16 protein-coding genes are annotated in these 18,453 nt (G+C 47.3%); 12 read left to right on the forward strand and 4 right to left on the reverse strand.

Annotated features, from left to right (window positions below; all coding sequences use genetic code 11):
- Positions 1–42 precede the first annotated feature (42 nt).
- The gene (locus ACUJFL_RS05740; protein ID WP_226749959.1) at positions 43–381 is read left to right on the forward strand and encodes a Grx4 family monothiol glutaredoxin; all 339 of its coding nucleotides are present in this window, start codon (positions 43–45) and stop codon (positions 379–381) included.
- A gap of 102 nt (positions 382–483) precedes the next feature.
- On the opposite strand, the gene rnt is transcribed toward ACUJFL_RS05740, so the two are convergent.
- On the reverse strand, positions 484–1,179 hold the full coding sequence (gene rnt / locus ACUJFL_RS05745; RefSeq protein WP_445428706.1) for a ribonuclease T: 696 nt from the start codon (positions 1,177–1,179) through the stop codon (positions 484–486).
- 180 nt (positions 1,180–1,359) lie between these two features.
- On the opposite strand from rnt, the gene ACUJFL_RS05750 reads away from it, so the two are divergent.
- Positions 1,360–2,241, forward strand: a complete 882-nt coding sequence (locus tag ACUJFL_RS05750; protein ID WP_226749769.1) for a flagellar protein MotY — start codon at positions 1,360–1,362, stop codon at positions 2,239–2,241.
- Positions 2,242–2,248: 7 nt separating this feature from the next.
- Here ACUJFL_RS05750 and ACUJFL_RS05755 read toward each other — a convergent pair whose 3' ends face one another.
- Positions 2,249–2,584: a hypothetical protein gene (locus tag ACUJFL_RS05755; protein ID WP_229585528.1), complete on the reverse strand. Its 336-nt coding sequence runs from the start codon at positions 2,582–2,584 to the stop codon at positions 2,249–2,251.
- A gap of 214 nt (positions 2,585–2,798) precedes the next feature.
- Positions 2,799–4,685, reverse strand: a complete 1,887-nt coding sequence (gene mnmC / locus ACUJFL_RS05760) for a bifunctional tRNA (5-methylaminomethyl-2-thiouridine)(34)-methyltransferase MnmD/FAD-dependent 5-carboxymethylaminomethyl-2-thiouridine(34) oxidoreductase MnmC (protein WP_445428707.1) — start codon at positions 4,683–4,685, stop codon at positions 2,799–2,801.
- Between the two features lie 165 nt (positions 4,686–4,850).
- On the opposite strand from mnmC, the gene fabB reads away from it, so the two are divergent.
- From fabB to purF, 10 genes are all read left to right on the forward strand, one after another.
- A complete protein-coding gene (gene fabB / locus ACUJFL_RS05765; protein ID WP_226749772.1) occupies positions 4,851–6,071 on the forward strand; it encodes a beta-ketoacyl-ACP synthase I in 1,221 nt (406 codons plus the stop codon).
- 100 nt (positions 6,072–6,171) lie between these two features.
- Positions 6,172–7,287 (forward strand): 4-phosphoerythronate dehydrogenase, encoded by a 1,116-nt coding sequence (locus tag ACUJFL_RS05770; RefSeq protein ID WP_226749773.1) that lies wholly within the window; start codon positions 6,172–6,174, stop codon positions 7,285–7,287.
- Positions 7,288–7,300: 13 nt separating this feature from the next.
- Positions 7,301–8,320, forward strand: a complete 1,020-nt coding sequence (locus tag ACUJFL_RS05775; RefSeq protein ID WP_226749774.1) for an aspartate-semialdehyde dehydrogenase — start codon at positions 7,301–7,303, stop codon at positions 8,318–8,320.
- A 225-nt stretch (positions 8,321–8,545) separates the two neighbouring features.
- Entirely contained in the window at positions 8,546–11,737 is a 3,192-nt protein-coding gene (locus ACUJFL_RS05780) for a FimV/HubP family polar landmark protein (protein WP_445428708.1), read from the forward strand.
- 51 nt (positions 11,738–11,788) lie between these two features.
- A complete protein-coding gene (gene truA / locus ACUJFL_RS05785) occupies positions 11,789–12,577 on the forward strand; it encodes a tRNA pseudouridine(38-40) synthase TruA (protein ID WP_226749776.1) in 789 nt (262 codons plus the stop codon).
- A gap of 151 nt (positions 12,578–12,728) precedes the next feature.
- Complete coding sequence (accD, locus tag ACUJFL_RS05790) at positions 12,729–13,601, forward strand: acetyl-CoA carboxylase, carboxyltransferase subunit beta (RefSeq protein ID WP_445428709.1); 873 nt, start codon at positions 12,729–12,731, stop codon at positions 13,599–13,601.
- 6 nt (positions 13,602–13,607) lie between these two features.
- Positions 13,608–14,885, forward strand: a complete 1,278-nt coding sequence (folC, locus tag ACUJFL_RS05795) for a bifunctional tetrahydrofolate synthase/dihydrofolate synthase (protein ID WP_445428710.1) — start codon at positions 13,608–13,610, stop codon at positions 14,883–14,885.
- An 8-nt stretch (positions 14,886–14,893) separates the two neighbouring features.
- Entirely contained in the window at positions 14,894–15,547 is a 654-nt protein-coding gene (locus tag ACUJFL_RS05800; protein ID WP_445428711.1) for an SPOR domain-containing protein, read from the forward strand.
- Positions 15,548–15,675: 128 nt separating this feature from the next.
- Positions 15,676–16,164, forward strand: coding sequence for a CvpA family protein (locus ACUJFL_RS05805; protein WP_226749780.1), 489 nt, complete (start codon positions 15,676–15,678; stop codon positions 16,162–16,164).
- A gap of 17 nt (positions 16,165–16,181) precedes the next feature.
- Positions 16,182–17,693: an amidophosphoribosyltransferase gene (gene purF, locus ACUJFL_RS05810; RefSeq protein WP_226749781.1), complete on the forward strand. Its 1,512-nt coding sequence runs from the start codon at positions 16,182–16,184 to the stop codon at positions 17,691–17,693.
- Between the two features lie 91 nt (positions 17,694–17,784).
- Here purF and ACUJFL_RS05815 read toward each other — a convergent pair whose 3' ends face one another.
- On the reverse strand, positions 17,785–18,384 hold the full coding sequence (locus tag ACUJFL_RS05815; protein WP_226749782.1) for a Yip1 family protein: 600 nt from the start codon (positions 18,382–18,384) through the stop codon (positions 17,785–17,787).
- Between the last annotated feature and the right edge of the window lie 69 nt (positions 18,385–18,453).

Here is an 18,453-nt window from a genome sequence, read left to right on the forward strand (position 1 = left end):
GGGTAAAATATTGACACAGTCATGTTAAACCGTGAGGACACTATGGAAACGCTAGATAAAATCAAACAGCAAATCGCTGAAAACCCGATCCTGTTATTTATGAAAGGATCACCAAAATTCCCAAGCTGTGGTTTTTCTGCCCAGGCGTCACAAGCGCTGATAGCTTGCGGTGAGCAATTTGCTTTTGTGGACATTCTGCAGCACCCTGACATTCGGGCGGAATTACCAAAATACGCCAATTGGCCAACTTTCCCACAGTTATGGGTAGAAGGTGAATTAGTGGGTGGTTGCGATATCATATTAGAAATGTTTCAACGTGCTGAATTACAGCCGTTGATTAAAGACGCAGCAGCGCGCCAAAAAGAAACCAGCGCTGAATAATTGCCCGCATGCGAAGCGGCCTCGTTGGCCGCTTCAATGTTATTCGCGATGTAGCTAATAACCTGTTTTTGTTACATCCTTCTGCATTTTTACTCTTTAATCCTAGGCTTCGTCTGTTGGCGCAGTTAAGGCATCACTCTCAGCATCGGTTGATTCTTCAGCTAAGGCGTCAGCCAGTGGCCAGCCACCGAGTTGTTGCCAGCGATTGACGATATAGCAAAATAATTCTGCGGTGCGTTCGGTGTCATACAATGCGCTATGAGCCTCTTTCGCATCAAAGGCTATGCCTGCTTGAGCACAGGCTTTGGCTAATACGGTTTGGCCTAATGCCAGCGCGGCTAAACTGGTGGTATCAAAAGAGACAAAAGCATGAAACGGCGAGCGTTTATAATTTAGCCGGTTTATCGCGGCATTAAAAAAGCCTTGGTCAAAGGCTGAGTTGTGCGCCACGATAACTGAGCGCTGGCAGCCCGCGGCTTTCTGGGCTTTGCGTACCGCTTTACAGATCTCACCAATGGCTTCGCGTTCATGAACCGCGCCTCGAAGCGGATTAAAAGGGTCAATACCATTAAAGGCTAACGAGCTGGCATCAAGGTTTGCGCCTTCAAACGGCTCAACATGAAAATGCAGCGTTTCGCCCGGGAACAGTTGGCCTGTTTCATCCATTGTCAGTAAATTTACGGCGATTTCTAGCATGGCATCGGTTTGAGCGTTAAAGCCAGCCGTTTCGATGTCGATAACTACAGGGTAGTAACCGCGAAAACGGCGAGCCAATAAGGAAGTGGTTTGAGCGGGCATCGTTGCGTTCACAGATAGGTCAATTACCAAAGATGGCGCTATTATGCCAAAAAATACGGCTTAGGTCTTGTGTTAGGCACAATGCTTGCTTAGTTTTTCAAAGGGCGCGGTTTGACGTTATGCTGCAGATGCGTCTTTTGCTGTGATTAAACGATAAATTAAAGGGATTAACCTAAGCCTATGCGTGCTTTAGCCTATGTTTTTTGTACTAGCTTGAGTTTGACTGCACTCACCTGTGTGGCGGCGTCAACACAATGGCGTCAATATTCTGCCAGCATTGAGCAATCTAGTTGGTTATTAAGTAAAAATACGCCATTGCAGTGTCAGCTAGAGCATGAGATCCCCAATTTTGGTAAAGCCATTTTTCGTAGCCAAGCCGGTAAAGCGTTGAATATGGATTTTGAACTGAGCATGTTGCGCCTGCCAGATAATTACGATCTCGCCGAAGTGATGTCGGTACCACCGCAATGGCGTGCGGGTGAAAAAACCAAAGCTGTGGCCAGTATGAAACTGTTAAAGCAATTTAACGGTGATCTGCCTAAAAAAGTGGCTTGGACCTTACTCACTGAGTTAGAGCAGGGGTTTAGCCCAACGTTTTACTACGCCGATTGGTACAGCCCTTACGATAAAGTGGTGGCCGCATTAAACCCAGTGCAGTTTCCTGCACAATACCAAGCCTTTAGTCATTGTATCGCAGCATTATTACCTTACAGTTTTGATGATATTGCCTTTACGGTACTAAGTTATGAGAGTGGCGGCGATCAACTCAGCCGAGAATCTCGTCGACGTTTAACCCAGATAGCGGAATATCTTAAGTACGATAGTGAAATCGAATCGATAGAGTTACAAGGCTATACCGACAGCTATGGCGGACGTTGGATGAACGAACAATTGTCGGTGCAGCGAGCTGAAAAGATTAAAGCATTCTTTATTGCTGCTGGGGTTACTGAAGATAAAGTACAAATCGAAGGTTTCGGTGAGCGTCGGCATGTGGCCGCGAATGAAACCTCATTAGGCCGAGCGGTTAACCGTCGTGTCGTGTTACAAATGGCAAAACCTTAAGCAGGGCCTAGCGGCCCTGAACCATCACAGACACTTCACGCCAGCCATTACGCTCGGCAATTACCACGCGGATCTGCTGCTGTTCGCGAAAGAAATACAATTGCTTTTGCGTTGCTAAGGTTTTTTGCTGATTAGGCTCGCCTAAAGCGGTGATATAAAACAGTAACAAGTCTTGCTGAGTTTGTTGGCTAAAATAATGCAATACCGCCGGCATCTTTGTTTCTAGACGGGCCATTTCTTGTGCATCATTTGGCAGCGGTATCTGCTGAAAAGCCGGTGCAGCGGCTAATTGCCCTGCGCTGACGCTGAGCAGCAAACCTAGGGTGACAATCCAACTTCGCATAAGGCTTCCTTGTTTAATCAGTAATAGCTTGATTAACCTTAGCAAAGTTTCCGCTGCTTTGACTACTACTGGCGACGAAGTATTTCCAGAGGTACCTGCTGCGCGGCTGGGTTTCACTAACGCGATCGGGCTATTGCGAGTATTTTTTATGATAATGCACAGACGCCTCGGCCAAGCTGAACTTAAGCGTCTTTACTTGCTTTATCTTGCAACACTAGCCTTTGTTAAAGCGATTAGCAGCCAGCTGTGCTATCGCATGGCTGCCCTGCGGTAGCGGTTCTGCCGCCAACTGACAGGCGAGTAATTCTGCCAATAGCGGTGCATATAATAAGCCTCGAGCCCCTAAACCTGTCATCACCCATAGGTTTTTCAGCGCCGCCATCTGACCGACTATAGGTAAACGATCAGGTACGGTAGCGCGAAAGGCTGCCTTTGCTGAAATGGCCGTTATGGCCGAACTCCAAGCGGGTTGCCCCAGTTGCTGTTGTAACTCGGCAATGTTTTGCTGATCATCTTCTGTGGTTGTTTGAGCGATCTGACCATCACGGTCAAAGGTTGCGCCGACACTGTGCTCGCCTTGCCAAGCCGGCGTGAGATAGCCTTTATGACAGATCACAGTGCGTAACTGACTGATCTCTGGTGCCTGAACATGACTCACTTGCCCCCGGACACGATTAACAGGTAATGCGGCCAGTGGTGCGAGCTGACCAATATCGGCACCGGTTGCTACCAGTAAATGCTGGGCGTTAAAAGTATGCTCTGCCGTTTCGATTTGCCAGCCTGTTGCCAAGGGGTGTAAGGCGGTGACATCGCAATTAAATCGCACTTCAAAGCCCTGTTGTTGCTGCAAATGAGCTAGCATTGCTTGGCAAAATGCTTGAGGGCCCAGCCAGCCAGCTGTTGGCAAGAATATGCCGCTGTGCTGCAAGGCAATGCCGGCTAAGGTGGATGCCTTTGCGGCATCGACAAAATTGACCAGGTCATTTGGCCAGCTCGCCTTCGCGGCCATTTTTTGCTGGCGCGTCGCTAAATGCGTTGTGGTAGCGAGATGTAGCATGCCGCAAAACTGCAACGGAAAGTCTAATCCCAGTGCATGATAATGCTGATAAAACTGTTTGGCATAATGAAAGGCCTGGCAGTGCAGCAACGAGGCGACCGTTGGTTGTACTGTTAAGTTGGGATAAAGCGCGCCTTGTCGATTGTGCGAGGCACGCTGTGCCACATCCGCATCCGCACAAAGTAATTGCACCTTGATACCGCGCTTTAGCAAAGCGGCTGCGCTGCAAAGTGCTGCTAAACCGCCACCTATAATAGTGATATGACTAATGGCAGCCGCTCGCAGGCTTATGCTGTGGGCTTTTTCTAGCTGGCGATCTGCCGGTACACTGGCGGTAAGCATTTCGCGTTTACGGCCATAGCCTTTAACTTTTTTAATTTGAAAGCCCGCTTGTTGCAGGCCGCGTTTTACAATCCCCGCACAGGTAAAGGTGGCCAGTGTGCATTCAGGAGCGGCTAACCGAAAGAGTTGCTCAAATAAGCTGACTTGCCACATTTCAGGGTTTTTTGAGGGCGCAAAACCATCTAAGAAAATGGCATCAACCTGGTGGTCTGTCGGGAATTGGGGTAATAAATCATTAGCGTCACCTAGCCATAAATCCAAAATAACCTGGCCCTCAGCAAACACTAAGCGATGACATCCTGCTACCGCAGGCGGATAAGCTTTTAATAATGCTTGGCTAAATTCGGCTAACTCGTGATGACAAGCCAGTGCCTTTTGCAGATCGGTGGCACTGATCGGAAATTTCTCCACGCTACTAAAATATAAACGCTGGCAGGGTGCACTTGGATTTTGGGCTCGAAATTGCTGAAAACGTTGCCAACAAACTAAAAAATTGGCGCCGGTACCAAAACCTGTTTCCAGCACATGAAAATACGTTTTACTCTGTTGTAACCAGCGTTCGGGTAAGCCATTTTGCTGTAAAAACACGTAATCTGTTTCGCCAAGGCCGCCTTCATCTGAAAAATAGATATCTTCGAAGTCGCTGGCAACGGGGGCGCCTTGCTGATTAAAATGAATGCGAGCGTTGGATAAAGGTTGCATGCTGGAGCCTGTGCAGAAAATTCAACTTGTAGTTTACCTCAGGCTCAAGCAAAATTGAAAACAGAGTACAACTGTTCGCTGAAAGCAGACCAGTTTTTTGCGGAAAAGCCGTAGAATAAGACGCAAATTTTTAATGAGCCTAAATAAATAGGTCTAGGAGACAGAATGAAAAGAGCCGTAATCACCGGTTTAGGTATTGTATCCAGTATTGGTAACAATAAAGCAGAAGTATTAGCCGCGTTAAAAGCGGGCAAGTCTGGCATTAGCCGGGCGGAAGAGTTTGCTACACTGGGATTACGCTCACAAGTGTGGGGCGACATTAAGTTGGATCCTGCCACCCTGATTGACCGCAAAGCGATGCGTTTTATGGGCGATGCTGCAGCATATTCTTATATTGCCATGCAAGAAGCGATGGAAGATGCCGGTTTAAGTTTAGAGCAAATCTCAGATCCACGCGTCGGCTTAGTCGTCGGCTCTGGCGGTGCTTCTTCTAAAACACAGGTTGAAGCGGCGGATATATTACGTGAAAAAGGCGTTAAGCGTGTTGGCCCTTATGCTGTCCCTAAAACCATGTCGAGTACCTGTTCAGCCTGTTTAGCTACGCCATTTAAAATTAAAGGCGTTAACTATTCCATCAGTTCAGCTTGTGCTACCAGCGCGCACTGTATTGGCCATGCCATGGAGCTGATCCAACTGGGTAAACAAGATATCGTGTTTGCCGGTGGTGGTGAAGAAGTGCATTGGACACTGGCGATGGAATTCGATGCCATGGGCGCCTTATCCTCTCGTTACAATGATACGCCAGAACTTGCGTCGCGCACCTATGATGCTAACCGTGATGGTTTTGTGATCAGCGGCGGCGGCGGTATTGTGGTGGTTGAAGAATTAGAACATGCGCTAGCGCGTGGCGCGACCATATATGCTGAAATCGTCGGCTATGGTGCTACTTCAGATGGCTATGACATGGTTGCCCCCAGTGGTGAAGGCGCCATTCGCTGTATGCAGATGGCGATGCAAGATGTTAGCGCACCCATTGATTATGTGAATACTCACGGCACCAGTACTCCAGTCGGAGATGTCAAAGAGTTAGGGGCGATCCAAGAAGTCTTTGCCGGTAAAACGCCTGCTATTAGTGCAACTAAAGCCATGACAGGCCATGCTTTAGGCGCTGCCGGTGTGCACGAAGCCATCTATTCTATGCTGATGCTTCAGCATAACTTTATTGCCCCATCGATCAACATTGGTGAATTAGATGATGCGGCCAAAGGTTTAGATATCGTGACTGAAACACGAGATGCAGTATTAAATACGGTGATGTCGAACAGTTTTGGTTTCGGTGGCACGAATGCAACCTTAGTGTTACAGCGTTATAACGACGCAAAATAAGCTAATAGGTTGATTTAAAAGGCGCCTTGATGGCGCCTTTTGCTTTGTTAGCCGTGTAATTTTGTTACACTTAACGTTAAAACCAGTGGAGTGCCGATGAATGCAGATTTATGCTGATGAAAATATGCCGTTAGTGCATGAGTTTTTTTCGCAGTTAGGCGAGGTCACAACCTTTGATGGGCGCAAGGTCACGGCTGCACAACTGAGTCAGGCAGATATTTTGTTAGTGCGTTCAGTCACGCCAGTAGGGCCTATGCTACTCGCCGACAATCAGCAGTTGCGTTTTGTGGGTACCGCGACGATTGGCACAGATCATATTGATCAGGCTTACTTGCAGCGTCAAAATATTGCGTTTAGTGCTGCACCGGGCTGTAATGCACAGTCGGTAGTGGAATATGTGCTCAGCAGTATGTGGTGTTTAGCCGAGCGTTATCAATGGCAGTTAACCGATAAAACGGTCGGTATTGTTGGCGTAGGCAATATCGGTGGGCGCTTAGCGCGGGCGTTAAATGCTTTAGGGATCCCAGTTTTACTTTGTGACCCAATACGTGCAGCGCAAGAGCCGGATTTTCCACACACCGACTTTACAACACTCTGTCAGCAAGCCGACATTGTTAGCCTGCATACCCCCATGCAAAAACAAGGGCCCAATGCTACGTGGCACCTGTTTAATGATGCCACGCTAGCCAGTTTAAAACCGCAGTGTGCCTTGATTAACGCCTCTCGCGGCGGGGTTATTGATAACCAAGCGTTATTAGCGGCGCAGCAACAGCATCGTCGCCCTTTAGTCCTCGATGTATGGGAGCAAGAACCTGATATCCTACAAGCGTTATTGCCTTACTGTGATATCGCAACCGCGCATATTGCTGGCCACAGTGTTGAAGGTAAAGCGCGCGGCACTGAAATGCTGTATCAACGCTGTTGTGAGTTACTGGGAGTCACGCCAGAAATCGCATTAGCGGCCTTGTTACCTCGGCCTGCTGTAGAAAAATTACAAATTTCTGCTAATTTTGGGCTTCCGGATGTCCAAAGTGTCGCAAGAATGTTATATGATGTGCGGCGTGATGACGCTTTATTGCGGCAACACCTGCAACAACATGGGTTTGACTGGCTAAGAAAGTCATATCCCGCACGGCGCGAATACAGCGCGCTGCAGCTTGTCGGTCAGGCCGTACCGGCCTGGCTTGGCCAATTGGGCTTTAATAGTCAGATTTAAGAGGATGCATCAGATGGCGTCACAATATAATGTCGCAGTCTTAGGCGCGACGGGCTTGGTAGGCCAACATTTAATTGAAATATTAGAGCAGCGCGATTTCCCTGTTGCCCAGCTATTTCCCTTGGCTAGCAGCCGCTCTGCCGGTGGCACTGTTACCTTTAAAGGCAAAAAAATTACCGTGTTAGATGCGGATACTTTTGACTGGAGTCAAGCTCAAATTGGTTTGTTTTCAGCCGGTGGTAGCGTGTCAGCTATTTATGCTCCAAAAGCCGCAGATGCAGGCTGTGTGGTGATTGATAACACCTCACACTATCGATATGAAGCGGATATTCCGTTAGTAGTGCCCGAAGTTAACCCAGAAGCCATTGCAGATTATCGTAATCGTAATATTATTGCTAACCCAAACTGCTCTACGATCCAAATGTTGGTCGCTTTAAAGCCCATTCATGATGCCGTGGGGATCAGCCGTATTAATGTGGCGACTTATCAATCGGTAAGCGGTGCTGGCCAAGCGGCAGTTGAAGCCTTAGCCCAAGAAACAGCGCAGTTATTAAATGGTCGGCCTTTAGAAGAAGGGGGCCATTTCGCTCGGCAGATCGCTTTTAACGTGATCCCGCAAATTGATGTGTTCATGGATAACGGTTACACCAAAGAAGAAATGAAAATGCATTGGGAAACGCAAAAAATTCTGGGTGATAACAGCATTGGTGTTAATGCAACAGCGGTACGTGTGCCGGTGTTTTTTGGTCACGCTGAGGCGGTCCACATAGAAACGCGGATGCCGATTACCGTTGAGCAAGTTAAAGTGCTCTTAGCGAATGCCCCAGGCGTGGTGTTATTTGAAAATAACGCTGATTTTCCAACGCAGGTGAGTAACGCAACAGGCAAAGATGAGGTGTTTGTTGGGCGTATACGGCAAGATATTACCCATGAAAATGGCATAAACTTGTGGGTTGTGGCAGATAATATTCGCAAAGGTGCTGCCACCAATAGTATTCAAATTGCTGAGCACTTAATTCGTGATTATTTGTAATACCGTTTTGGCGGGTTAATTGAGTCACAAATCGCAGAGCGCCTTAGGGCGCTCTGCGTTATTTATAGCGGTAAACAACAGAGCTTGTTGCTATTTACTGGTAAGCCGAGGCTAACTGCATTATATTTGTTGAGTCAGCAGCAGTAATAATGGAACACTGCTTGCATAACACTCTCATATGATTTTGCTTTAACGTGAGTCTAGGTGCTCGGCTAAGGAATCCTGATGCCTGTTCGTATAATTTTACTTTTGCTGTTAGTCAATTTTTCGTCGATGGTGCTGGCTCAGTCTGCGCCGACGCAGATCCGTGGCCCGAAAAACGCGGATAGTGTGCTATTGCAAAAGCAATTTGGCCCTTTAACACCCAGCGACACTTTGTGGCGTATCGCCGAGCAGGTCAAGCCTAGCGACAGTGTGACGACATTCCAAGTGATGTACGCACTTTTCATGAAAAACCCTGGTGCGTTTAATGACGCCAACTTCAATCATTTACGGCCTGGTGCCATTTTAATTGTCCCTGAGTTGCGTGAGATTCGTTTGGTTGATCCCGAAGTCGCTCGACGTAAAGCCGATAGCGATGATGCTGAGTGGGCGAAAAAAGTCGCGCGTGATGCCGCTGCCCGCGCCAAAGCACGGGAAGAAGCTAATAAACCTAATGTCATGCAGCAACAAACCGCTGCAGAGCTGAACGCTTTAAAAGATCAATATCAAGACTCCATTCAATTAATTGAAGGTATTGCACTGGAGAACCAGCAATTACGCGGTTCGTTAGGGCGAGTGGAACAAGAGCTTGAAGGCTTAAAAGCGCAATTAGCCGAAGACAGCTTGTTACAACAGCAGCTTAACCAACTACTGCAACAACAGCAGCAAATTTTGGCCGAGCAACAAGCCCGACGCGAAGCGGAGGAAGCCGCGCAACTTGCAGCCGCCGCAGCTGCAGAAGCAGAAGCCTCCAATTGGCTCAACAATCCGATTACGTGGGCGCTTGCTGCGTCGTTACCCGCTATTTTGTTATTGATGGGCTTTATCGCTTGGGTTAAACGGCGTGGACGGCAAACCGAAGAAGCGGTAGCGAATGCGATCAAAGAGCCACAAAACTCGGCAGGCTATAAATCACCGTTGCCACCCATCGACAATAGTCAGGATTTTGACGAAAGCCTGCTCGACATGGATGACGATCTGTTTAAAAACGATTTTGATGAAGCCAGCCCAAGTGCAGTCAGTACCCTAGATGATAGCCTTGAAGATGATACATTACCGGATTTCAGTGACGATATTTTAATTAACGAGTTAGTTGAGCCGGATCCACTGCGCACGGACATGTTAGATGGCATGGATGATGATCGTTTAGATGTTGATGACGACGCCTTAGATCCAGTAACGCCGGTTCGGGAAGAGCACGATATTCAATTAGAAGGCGTGGAAGAATTAGATTTCGACCCGGATAATATTTTGTCGGATACGGATTTATCGGCCTTATTAATGGCTGATGACGATGATGATGTTATTGAGTTAGCGGATCCGAGTGAGGCAGAAACAGCCAAGCTAGCAGCAGAACCTATTGCGCCAGAGCGCGAGACTGCAGATGATGTTAACGATCATATTGAAGAAATTGAAGTTGAGCTGCCGGATGATGAGCCCTACGCTACGCCCGTGCCGACAAATAATGATGAGCTTGAAGAAGCCGCAGAGCTTAACGACGATGTGCTGGATAGGTCTGCTGACGAGGCAGTCGATGCCGCAACAGACGAACTCGATGCTGATGATATTGACGAGTTACTGTTAGATAATGAGCGCGAACGTTTATTAGCCACAGAAGCCCGTTTTGATAATTCTGATTTAGATGACTTTGCCGAGCAATTGGCTGCAGAATCGATTGAAGCGGAAGATGCAGACAGTTTATCTGCAGATGAAGAGCAATTGAATGCCGAGCTTGACGATATCTTAGAGCAAGCGGCAGCGGAGCAATCGCAAGCGACAGCGCCTGAGGTTCGTGAGGCGGATGTCGATGAACTCACCCTTGAAGCGCTTGATGACATGGATTTAATCGACACCACTGCACAAGGCGGTGTTGATGACATTATTACTGACCATGCGGCGGCTGATGATGATTTAGTGACTGAGTTTGAGCTGCCGGAAGAAACCGAACTGGCAGCAGGTGAAGCGTTAATTGATGATGAGCCCGAGCTTGCCGCTGCTAAGCGGTTGAGTGACGAACTAAGCCTAGCTGAAGACATCGCGTTACCTGCTATCGACGAGCAGCTGAATGAGCAGACCGCTTCTGATAGCAGCGAAAGCAGCGCTGCTCGAAAAGCCTCAGAGCACGCAACATCCGTGCAACAGATTGCCGATTTGCTGAACGAAGACGCTGAGTCTGATATTGCCCAGACGTTAACGGCAGAAGACGAGTTTAGCCATGATCTTACGAACTTATTAACTGAACCTGATGACGCGACTGCCGATGAGTTGGCAGAACACTCTGAAGCTGCAGCGCTTAATGATGCTGTCACAACGGACACTGATGATGCTGCGGCAGAGCTAACCCGACCAGATACATCGGCTGACGAAGAGGCGGTTGAGAATGCTCTAACAGCGGAATCGTCAGAGCATTTCCCTGATGTCGCTTTAGACAGTGATGCCGAGCCAGAAGGCGATGCAGAATTATTACTGGACTTAGCTTCAGATGAGGATAATTCAGTCACGCGCCCTTCAGAAGCGGCACTGTCTGTAGAAAACCCCAGTAAAGTACTGGACAGCTATCCTGAATTAGCCATGTCAGACGATACTGCGGATGACGATGAGTTTAGCCAGCTTGCCGAGCAAATTGAGCAATTAACCAATGAGTCTGCTGCAGAATTTAGCGATGAAGAATTAGCTGCTGCCTTAGCTGAGCAGAGTGAAAACGAAGACGAAGATGCTATCCCAGAACTGAGCCCAGAGGAATTTAACCTAACCGAGCTGGAAGACAGTCAGTTCGATTCGTTATTAAATGAGTTAGCGGTAGATGAAAACGTTACCCAGGCAGACAACGATGTTGAGCAGGCCAACGATGCTTTCGCTATTTCTAATGCCGAATCTACAGCCGCGGAGATCAGCGATGAGCCGGCCATTTCAGATGATGACTTTGTTGAAATTGATAATTTGTTATCTGCCATGGAGCATGCTGATGAAGATGAGCAGCGTTTCAATCAATTAAATGTGGATGTCGGCTTAGAGGATTATGCCGGTATTATTGGCGAACATACTAAGATGGACGTTGATAAAGAAGATGAAGGTTTTGCCGGCAAACTGGATTTGATTCGCGCTTACTTAGAAATGGATGAAGCCGAAAGTGCAGAACTGCTGATTGGAGAAATTCTCACTTCCAACGCGCCTGAACACATAAAAGCAGAAGTGAAAGCGCTCAGAGCAGAGTAGGTATAATCGGTTAGCTGCGCTATAATCCGCGCAGTTAACAGAGGGCCAGTGATGCGAATTGCGTTAGGTATTGAGTATGATGGTGCCAGCTTTTATGGCTGGCAGCGTCAGCGCGAAGTCAACAGCGTGCAACAAGAAGTGGAACAGGCATTAGCCAAGGTGGCTAATCAGCCGATTGAATTATTTTGTGCCGGTCGCACCGATGCCGGTGTGCATGCAACCGGTCAAGTCGTGCATTTTGATTGCAGTGCTGATCGCGATATGAAAGCTTGGGTGATGGGTACAAATGCTCAGCTGCCTGATCAAATTGCTGTGCGCTGGGCCAAAGAGGTTCCTGATGATTTTCATGCCCGTTTTAGCGCAACGGCGCGTCGTTATCGTTATGTCATCTATAATCATAAATATCGACCGGCCATTTTACGGGCGGGTTTGAGTCATTACCATCAAGATCTTGATATAGCCTTAATGCAGCAAGCGGCACCTGCCTTGCTGGGCGAACAAGATTTTAGCGCTTTTCGCGCTATGCAGTGCCAATCAAATACGCCGTTTCGAAATGTGCATCATCTGCGAATCGCACGAATAGGCGATTTCATTGTCATAGACATTAAAGCCAATGCCTTTTTACATCATATGGTGCGTAATATTACCGGCAGTTTACTGGAAATTGGTATGGGCCGCCGCCCTGTAAGCTGGTTAGCTGAATTGTTAGCCAGTAAAGATCGTAATCTTGCTGCTGCAACGGCGAAGCCGGGTGGTTTGTATTTAGTCGAAGTCGATTACCCTGAGCAGTTTGCGATCCCGAAAGTGGCACTAGGGCCGCTGTTTTTACCGGCTACCTAGGCAGATAGCACTGACTACTAAGACCAGTTTTCTGTATTCGACAGTACTCAATATGTGTTTTAATAGCTACATTTACGCTATATCAGTGTTTTTTACGTATTTTTCCGTCGTTAGCCCTGTGTTATCGACTATGACAGATTAGGAAACCTCTATGAGTTGGTTAGAAAAGATTCTACCTAGGACATCGTCTTCTGGTCGCCGCAATATTCCAGAAGGTGTCTGGACTAAATGTACTTCTTGCGATGCGGTGCTGTATAAAGCGGATCTAGACCGCAATCTAGGTGTCTGTCCTAAATGCGATCACCATATGCGTGTATCGGCTCGTGCGCGTTTACAAAGCTTTTTTGATTCGAGCAGCACTCATGAGTTAGCCGCTGAGCTTGAACCACAAGATCTGCTAAAATTTAAAGACAGCAAGCGATACAAAGATCGTATTGTTGCTGCCCAAAAAGCCACTAATGAAAAAGATGCGATGGTGGTGATGCACGGTACTTTGCATGGTAATCCAATTGTTGCCGCAGCCTTCGAGTTCGAGTTTATGGGCGGTTCGATGGCTTCCGTGGTGGGGGCTAAGTTTGTTGCCGGTGTCGAATATGCTTTAAAGCATAAAGTCCCTTTTGTTTGTTTCTCTGCCAGTGGCGGCGCTCGTATGCAAGAAGCCTTATTTTCTTTAATGCAAATGGCGAAAACCAGTGCGGCATTAGCGAAAATGAGCGAGCAAGGCTTGCCTTATATCTCGGTATTAACTGATCCAACTATGGGTGGTGTTTCTGCGAGTTTAGCGATGCTGGGCGATATCAACATCGGTGAACCTAAAGCGTTAATCGGTTTTGCCGGTCCTCGGGTTATTGAGCAAACCGTACGTGAAAAGCTGCCAGAAGGCTTTCAACGTAGTGAATTCTTATTAGAACACGGTGCAATTGATATGATTGTTGACCGCCGTGAAATGCGCGATACAATTGCCCGACTTATGGCTAAGTTTATGCGACTACCTGCGCCAGTGGCGGAGCGTGATGCATCCTAGGGATTTATGTCGGTCCAACAATTAAATAGCCAATCGTGCCAAACTCTGGCCGATTGGCTTTGTTATATAGAGCAAAGTCATCCGATTGATAAAATTGAGCTTGGCTTAGATCGTGTGCGGCAAGTGGCTGCTCGCGGTGATTTGGCACAACTGCCTGGAACGGTTGTGTTGATAGCCGGTACCAATGGTAAAGGTACCACCGCTCGTACGTTAGAGCATTTGCTGCTGGCCCAAGGTTTTACGGTCGGTGTTTATAGTTCACCGCATTTACTGCAGTTTAATGAACGCTTACGCCTCAATGGTACTGATGTGGTTGATGCCGATTGGCTGGCCGCTTTTCAATTAGTTGAGCAATTACGGCTTGATGTGCCATTAAGTTACTTTGAGTTTACGACCTTGGTGGCTTTTGCCATTTTACGCGCTCAGCAACCCGATTACTGTTTAATTGAGGTTGGGCTGGGCGGGCGTTTAGATGCAACAAATATTGTCGATCCGACCATCAGCGTCATCACCACAATTGATTTAGACCATCAAGATTGGCTTGGCCCAGATCGTGAAAGTATTGGTCGAGAGAAAGCCGGCGTGTTTCGTTCTGCTAAGGTGGCGATATCTGGCGAATTAACGCCACCAGCCAGCTTGAGTCAGGTGGCCACGACGCTAGGTGCTGTGTTAAAGCAAGTGGGAACCGACTTTCACTATCACGTTAGTGCAGAGCAATGGCAATGGCAAGGGCAGCAACAACAGTTTGCGGACTTACCCATACCACAAGTGCCAGTACAAAACGTTGCCACCAGTTTAGCGGTGTTAGAACAATTAGGGCAGCTGCCAAGCGAAACCGTGTTAAAGCACTGCTTAAGCACGTTAACCTTGCCCGGGCGTATGCAACAGTTGCAACAAAACCCAACTATTTTGTTAGATGTAGCGCATAATCCGCAATCGGCGGCTTATTTAGCGACGCAGTTACAATTATTGCAGCCGCGCTATCGGCAAATTATTGCCTTAGTTGGCATGTTAAAAGACAAAGACGTGCGCCAAGCATTACAGCCCTTGACGTCTTGTGTGACGCAATGGCATCTTGTTAGCTTACCGGGTAACCGCGGCGCCAGCAGTACGCAATTACAGCAGGCATTGGCCAGTGTCGATCAGGCCAGTGCATCTAACGCCACTGAGCATGACTCTGTTGCTCAGGCTTATCAGACTATCGTCAGTGCCTTGCAGCCTACGGATCTCTTGGTCATTTTCGGCTCTTTTGTTACCGTTTCTGCGGTATTGGCGCTTCAGTAGGAGGGGCAATGATAGCAAAATTTAAACATCGGTTATTGGGTACCAGTATTTTGGTTTTGGCCGGCATTATCTTTTTGCCAGACTTACTCGATGGTGAAAAACAAGTCGTTAAAGATGATTTTAAAGTTATTCCCGATCGCCCAGAATTCGTTGGTGTACAACAGGTTCAGCCGTTTCCTGAGGATGAGTTTGCGGCCAAACAACAAGCCGTTAACAGCCAGCCGATAGATGATGTCGATGTCTTGGATGAAGCTGATAATAGCAGTGACAGTGCTAACTTACCCTCGCAACAATATGCCCAAGTTACTGCCGGCACAACCGAAGCTGAAAAAGTTGCTACGCCTACTAAAGTTGTTGAAGCAACCCCAAGCACAACGCCAACGAAAACGGCCGTAGCGCTTAATCAAGCTGCATGGGTGGTTCGAGTAGGTAGTTTTAGTAATCCGCAAAACGCCAGTGCGTTAGAGGCAAAATTAAGACAAGCCGGTTTTGCCACCTTTACCCGCAGCATTACTAACAGCAATGGCCAGCCGTTAACCAGTGTTTTTGTTGGTCCTGAAGTACGGCGCGAGCGTCTTGAGCAAGGTCTGGGTAAGCTGCAACAATTAACCGGTATTGCAAAGCTGACGATCAGTAATTATCAACCTACAGAAATCAACTGAGTTTGATAGACACGAGTCTTTTCCGTTTCTAGTAAACAAACGGATCACTTGTTTATGAACATTCCCTAGCTATTTGGGTCGGCAATTTGTTAGAATGCGCCCCGTTGTTAGGCAACCTTTGGTAGCAAATGAGTTGGGTTGATTTTGTCATCTTGGCGGTCATAGCTCTCTCCGCTGTGATCAGTCTGGTCCGAGGCTTTGTAAAAGAAGCTATTTCTTTGACCGTATGGATCGCGGCTTTCTTTATTGCCAGCTCGTATTACCCCCATCTAGCCAGTTTTTTCACAAATATTTCTGAACCCACGCTGCGTAATGCTTCCGCTATTGCCATTTTATTTATTTGCGCGCTTATTGTGGGCGCGCTGATCAACTATGTCGTTGGCAAACTCGTCCAGTCTACCGGCTTATCTGGCACAGACAGGTTGCTTGGGCTGGTATTTGGAGCGTTGCGCGGTGTGTTAGTGGTCAGTGCCGTATTATTTTTTATTGACGCCTTTACTCCTGCGGCGGCGGCTGATTGGTGGAGCCAATCTAGCTTGATCCCTGAGTTTGGTTTTATTATTGAATGGTTTTTCGAATATCTGCAAAGCCGTTCTAGTTTTATGCAAAAGCCATAGCCGGCGAGGAAAAATCAATGTGTGGTATTGTTGGAATCGTAGGTAAGTATCCCGTTAATCAGGCGCTGTATGATGGTCTGACAGTCTTGCAACACCGTGGTCAGGATGCTGCGGGTATCGTTACGGTCGATAATAATACCTTGCGCTTGCGCAAGGCCAATGGTCTGGTCAAAGACGTATTTGAGATACGTCATATGCAGCGTCTGGCCGGTAATATCGGAATTGGGCATGTGCGTTACCCTACCGCTGGTTCGTCAAGCACCGCAGAAGCGCAACCATTTTACGTTAACAGCCCCTTTGGTATCGCTTTAGCGCACAATGGCAATCTGACTAATGCGCATGAGCTAAAAGACGAAATCTTTCGTTTAGCGCGTCGTCATGTGAACACGACTTCTGACTCAGAAGTGTTGTTAAATGTGTTGGCGCACGAATTAGCCATTCAACCGAATATGAAGCTAGAGCCTGAGCAAATCTTCAAAGCGCTGGCCAATGTGCATCGCAAAGTGCGAGGCGGTTATGCAGCGGTGGCGCTGATTATTGGCCATGGTTTGCTCGCCTTCCGTGACCCGAACGGGATCCGCCCCTTAGTGATGGGCAAACGTGAAACTGCGGCGGGTACTGAGTATATGGTCGCTTCAGAAAGCGTAGCCCTTGATGCGGATGGCTTTACCGTATTACGGGATATTTCACCAGGTGAAGCCGTGTACATCACCGAGGAAGGTGAATTACACAGCATGCAGTGCGCCGAGAACCCAAGTTATACCCCTTGTATTTTTGAGTACGTCTATTTTGCGCGTCCTGATTCAACCATCGACAATATTTCGGTTTATGCTTCTCGTGTCGCGATGGGAACTTACCTCGGTAAAAAATTAAAACGGGAATGGTCGCATCTGGATATTGATGTGGTTATTCCAATCCCAGAAACCAGTAATGATGCGGCTTTAGAAATTGCCAATGTATTAAATTTACCTTACCGCCAAGGTTTTGTGAAAAACCGTTATATTGGCCGTACCTTTATTATGCCTGGCCAAACAGAGCGTAAAAAATCGGTTAAGCGTAAATTGAATGCGATTTGGCAAGAGTTTAAAGGAAAGAACGTGTTGTTGGTGGATGATTCAATCGTCCGTGGCACCACTTCGGGTCAAATCATCGAAATGGCGCGCGAAGCGGGTGCGAAGAAAGTGTATTTTGCTTCGGCAGCACCAGAAATACGTTTCCCGAATGTGTATGGTATTGATATGCCGTCAGCCAATGAGCTCATTGCTCATGGTCATGATGTGGACAGTATTTGTCAGATCATCGGCGCGGATGCCCTGATTTTCCAATCATTGCCAGATTTGATTGCCGCAGTGAGAACAGAAAACCCGGACATTACCCATTTTGAAACGTCGGTGTTTGATGGTCATTATGTTACCAACGATATTGATCAAGATTATTTAAATCGTCTTGATCAATTACGTAGTGACGATGTGAAAGCGGCGTCTAGCATGAACATGGCAACCAATTTAGAAACTTACAACGAAGGTTAAACCAAGTCGTTGTTGCAAGTATAAAAAACGGCTGCAATTGCAGCCGTTTTACTGTCTACCTTGTCTTATTATTATGCGTTTGGTTTTACCATCAGTGGGTAAAAGCAGGGCCAAAGCCCGAGCTCCATAAAATAGCAGTGGCGGCAAGTAAAGTCACTAACAAAATTAAACCTGACGTAACCACCGAGCTGGCATAAATAAAACCGCGCTCTTCAGGAATGTGCATTAAGATAGGCACCCCAACGTACAGTAAATATACTGAATACGTTAAGCCCGCTAAACCCACCACCATCACAAACCATAGTTCAGGGTATAAGGCGGCTAAACCCACCATAAACAATGGTGTTGATGTATATGACGACAACTCTAAGGTCTGAGTGTAAGTCGGCTCAGCACCAAAAGTATGGGCCATCCAATGTGCTAAAAGTGCTAGCGCTAGCACGCCAATAATTAAGGCAAAGTACATCGCAACAGACAGCATTAAAGCGCTATTTGCGGTTAAAAAGATTTTTTCGCCAACGCCAATGCTCCAGCCTAAATGCACTGCCGAGTAGTACGCGCAAATGGAAGGGATCAAAGCAACCAGTAAAATGTGAATTAAGCTATAGCGTAAACTTTCATGTCTGGCATCAATGGTATGCCATTCTTCTTTTGGATGGGCGTAGATGCCCCACAAATGGTTTAGAATCATCGTTATTATCCTTATTATTGAAGCGCCTTGTGCGGGAACTTAAAAAATTTACCCGTATTAAAGTTATGG

The organism is Alishewanella sp. HL-SH05 (assembly GCF_052655985.1).

What these genes read in the sequence shown, in the direction of transcription:
- ACUJFL_RS05740 (WP_226749959.1), top strand. Translation starts at nt 43, where the DNA reads ATGGAAACGCTAGATAAAATCAAACAGCAAATCGCTGAAAACCCGATC.
- rnt (WP_445428706.1), bottom strand. Translation starts at nt 1,179, where the DNA reads ATGCCCGCTCAAACCACTTCCTTATTGGCTCGCCGTTTTCGCGGTTAC.
- ACUJFL_RS05750 (WP_226749769.1), top strand. Translation starts at nt 1,360, where the DNA reads ATGCGTGCTTTAGCCTATGTTTTTTGTACTAGCTTGAGTTTGACTGCA.
- ACUJFL_RS05755 (WP_229585528.1), bottom strand. Translation starts at nt 2,584, where the DNA reads ATGCGAAGTTGGATTGTCACCCTAGGTTTGCTGCTCAGCGTCAGCGCA.
- mnmC (WP_445428707.1), bottom strand. Translation starts at nt 4,685, where the DNA reads ATGCAACCTTTATCCAACGCTCGCATTCATTTTAATCAGCAAGGCGCC.
- fabB (WP_226749772.1), top strand. Translation starts at nt 4,851, where the DNA reads ATGAAAAGAGCCGTAATCACCGGTTTAGGTATTGTATCCAGTATTGGT.
- ACUJFL_RS05770 (WP_226749773.1), top strand. Translation starts at nt 6,172, where the DNA reads ATGCAGATTTATGCTGATGAAAATATGCCGTTAGTGCATGAGTTTTTT.
- ACUJFL_RS05775 (WP_226749774.1), top strand. Translation starts at nt 7,301, where the DNA reads ATGGCGTCACAATATAATGTCGCAGTCTTAGGCGCGACGGGCTTGGTA.
- ACUJFL_RS05780 (WP_445428708.1), top strand. Translation starts at nt 8,546, where the DNA reads ATGCCTGTTCGTATAATTTTACTTTTGCTGTTAGTCAATTTTTCGTCG.
- truA (WP_226749776.1), top strand. Translation starts at nt 11,789, where the DNA reads ATGCGAATTGCGTTAGGTATTGAGTATGATGGTGCCAGCTTTTATGGC.
- accD (WP_445428709.1), top strand. Translation starts at nt 12,729, where the DNA reads ATGAGTTGGTTAGAAAAGATTCTACCTAGGACATCGTCTTCTGGTCGC.
- folC (WP_445428710.1), top strand. Translation starts at nt 13,608, where the DNA reads ATGTCGGTCCAACAATTAAATAGCCAATCGTGCCAAACTCTGGCCGAT.
- ACUJFL_RS05800 (WP_445428711.1), top strand. Translation starts at nt 14,894, where the DNA reads ATGATAGCAAAATTTAAACATCGGTTATTGGGTACCAGTATTTTGGTT.
- ACUJFL_RS05805 (WP_226749780.1), top strand. Translation starts at nt 15,676, where the DNA reads ATGAGTTGGGTTGATTTTGTCATCTTGGCGGTCATAGCTCTCTCCGCT.
- purF (WP_226749781.1), top strand. Translation starts at nt 16,182, where the DNA reads ATGTGTGGTATTGTTGGAATCGTAGGTAAGTATCCCGTTAATCAGGCG.
- ACUJFL_RS05815 (WP_226749782.1), bottom strand. Translation starts at nt 18,384, where the DNA reads ATGATTCTAAACCATTTGTGGGGCATCTACGCCCATCCAAAAGAAGAA.